Source organism: uncultured Thiodictyon sp. (assembly GCA_903837595.1).
Taxonomy (GTDB): Bacteria; Pseudomonadota; Gammaproteobacteria; order Chromatiales; family Chromatiaceae; genus Thiodictyon.
Genome location: CAILVI010000269.1, coordinates 1 through 2,708 on the forward strand (window position 1 = coordinate 1; position 2,708 = coordinate 2,708).

At 73.2% G+C, this 2,708-nt stretch carries 2 protein-coding genes and 1 pseudogene; all 3 read right to left on the reverse strand.

The window, feature by feature from the left end:
- Positions 1-322 (reverse strand): hypothetical protein (locus QZY44_RS14920; RefSeq protein WP_295447550.1); only part of this gene is annotated, 322 nt, incomplete at its 3' end.
- A 33-nt stretch (positions 323-355) separates the two neighbouring features.
- Positions 356-448: pseudogene (locus QZY44_RS35785) on the reverse strand (hypothetical protein); the annotation flags it as partial.
- Positions 449-481: 33 nt separating this feature from the next.
- The coding region (locus QZY44_RS14925) for an ATP-binding protein (protein WP_295447552.1) at positions 482-2,708 on the reverse strand (2,227 nt) is incomplete at its 5' end.

Below are 2,708 nucleotides of genomic sequence, written 5' to 3' on the forward strand. Positions count from 1 at the left end.
CCGCGACGGGTTGCCGCAAGCGCCGGTCTTGCCGGAGCGGATGATGAAAGGCGTGCCTGGGAGCGGCTTCAGCCGCGACGACGCCACGGCGCCGTGCGAGGTCGCGTCGCGGCTGAAGCCGCTCCCACGGGGGCTGGGCCCGGCACTCGGCCAAGGTGGCCTGGGCCTCGGCCAGGTCCGGGGAGCGCAGGTCGGTGTAGAGTGCGACGGCGCGCTCGGCGTGCCAGCGGCCCTCGGCACCGCGGCCCTGGCGGGCCAGGGCCTGCGCGAGTCGCCGACAGTCCGACGCGATCAGTGCCTTGCGCCCGACCGGCTCGTCCAAGGCCAGGGCCTCCCGGGCCAAGCGCTCGGCCGCGGGCCAGTCCTCGCGGTCCAGGGCTAGTTCGGCGAGGTTGCAGGTGTAGACCGCGACGCCCGCGGGATAGGGCAGGTCGCGGGCGATGGCCAGGACCTCGCGGTAATAACCCTCGGCCTCGTCGTATTACCCGTTGTCCGCCAAAACGTTGGCGAGTGAGTTCAGACCAATGGCGACGTCGTGGCTGCGCGGTAACAGGCCACGAAGCAGTTCCAGGGCCTCGCGCAGAGCAGCGATGGCGGCCGGGTAATCCTTGGCAAGCCGATGTCCCTCGCCGCGCAGTTGGATCGCGGTTGCCCGAGCGCGGGCACCGGCGTTGGCTTGTTGCCAGTGGGCCGCGGCGCGACCGGCGCGGTCGAGCGCGCCGACGGCGTTGCCGCGCAGCAGATGGCACCAGCCGGCGTCACAGGCCCGCCAGCCGGCCTTGTCATGGTCGTCGGCCGCGAGTGCCCGGGACTCCGCGGCCAGGCTCAGCGCCAGCCGGTCGTCCCAGCGGCCGGAGAAGTCGAGAAACCGCTGCATCGCGTCGCAGAACCCCTGCAACCGCCGGTTGTCACCGCCGATCAGCACCGGCAGCGCGGCGGCCACCTCGGGCCAGGCGGCCTCCAGGGTCGGGAAGCGGTCGTGCTGCTGATAGCCGTTCTCCTGCGCCAGTGCATAGGCGCGCTCCGCCAGGCGCTCGCCGGTCGCGGCGACCACCTCCGGGCGGACCCGGCGCAGATAGCGGGCGGCCAGGGCCGGCAGCAGCCAGGTGCCGCGGTCGTCGTCGGTGAGGAGCAGCGAGCGGTCGCGCAGGTCGTCCAGCGCGGTGCGGGCGGCGGTCGGGCTCAGCGTGGACAGGGGCAGCAGCCAGACCAGCGGCGCGGGCTCGCTGAAATGGACCAGTGCGGCGAGCACCGCGGTCTCGTCCGCGGTGAAGCAGTCCACCAGGTCGCCGAAGATGAACGCCAGCGGGTCGTTGTGCCGCTGGGCCTCTTGCAGCCGGTCGATGGCGTGACCGACGGCGTAGCAGCGGCGGCGGGCCAGCCCGAGTTGGCCGGCGGTCCAGGTGAGGAGCAGCGGGTTGCCGGCGGTCTCGGCATAGAGTCGGGCGCGGTCCGCAGTATTGAGCCGCCCGACCGCCGACCAGCGTCGGGCCAGTTCCTCCAGCAGTACGTCGGCCGCGGCGCGTTCCAGCCGGTCGAGTGCGAGCCAGTTGCCGGGACTGGCGCTGCCGGCGCGGCGGCTGGTGACCAAGGCGCGGCAGTCGTCGGGGAGATTGCGCAACAGGTTGAAGACCCGCTGCCGCTCGGCGGTGTTCAGGGCCTCCAGGTTGTCGATGACCAGCAGCGCCCGCTGCCCGGCCAGGGCATGGCGCACCAGGGTCGCGCGCTCGGCGGGGTCGCTGCGGGGGATTGCATCGCGCGCCAGGGCGCGGCCAAGCTCGGCGAGCAGGCTGTCGAAGTCGTGCACCGGCTGGTCCGGCAGCGGGCGCAGGCCGTCCGGGTCCAGTTCGCGGCCCTTGGCGGTGACCCAGAGCTTGAGCGGGAAACGCTCCGCCGGGGCACGGTGGGCGGCCTCCAGGGCGAGCGCGGTCTTGCCGATGCCGCCGGGGCCGGCAATGCCAAGGCCCCAGGAGCGGTCCGTGGGCTCCAGCGCGGCGGCGATGCGGGCGACTTCATCCACGCGGCCGAAGAAGGGCTGGCGCCGCGGCAGGGTCGAGTGCGGGACGGGCCGGGGCGGCGAGGTCGCCGTCGCGTCGGTGGGGGTGGCCGGTGCATGATCGGGCCGGCGGCGCTGGAGCAGCGGTTCGGGTTGGGTGCCCTGATCCGGTTCCAGATGGAAGTTTTCCTGGTCTGGGATCAGGCGCCAGGGGCCGGTCTTGTTGGTCGCAACCCGCGGCCACAGTCGCAGTTCCGCGCCACTGTCGGTGAAAAGGACCTGGCCGGCGCTATAGCCGTGGGCGCGATGCAGCCGGGGCGGCTCACCAAAGTGCTCCATGCCGAAGACCGAACAGCCCTGGCACAGCTGTACCGCCTCCGGGTTGGCGCCGCGGCGGATCGCCTCCAGCCGCGCCTCGTGCATGTGCCCGAAGAGGTGCAGGGCAAAGCGCCCGGCGGGGGCGGGGGCGATCGCGCTGTCGCCCTGGGCGCGGGCCTCCGGGGTCAGCCAGTCCGGACCCTGGTGGGTGAGCAGCAGGCAGAGGTCGTGGTCCGCGTGCCAGCGGTCGATGCCGTCCGGACAGAGTGCGTGGACCTGGCGCGGGTCCCAGACCAGCTTGCCCTGGTAGTCGCCGCCACCGAGCTGCAGGAAGGCGGTGTTGAGGCCCGTGAGCCCGATGCGCCGCCCGCCCTTGGTGAGGGTCATGGCCAGG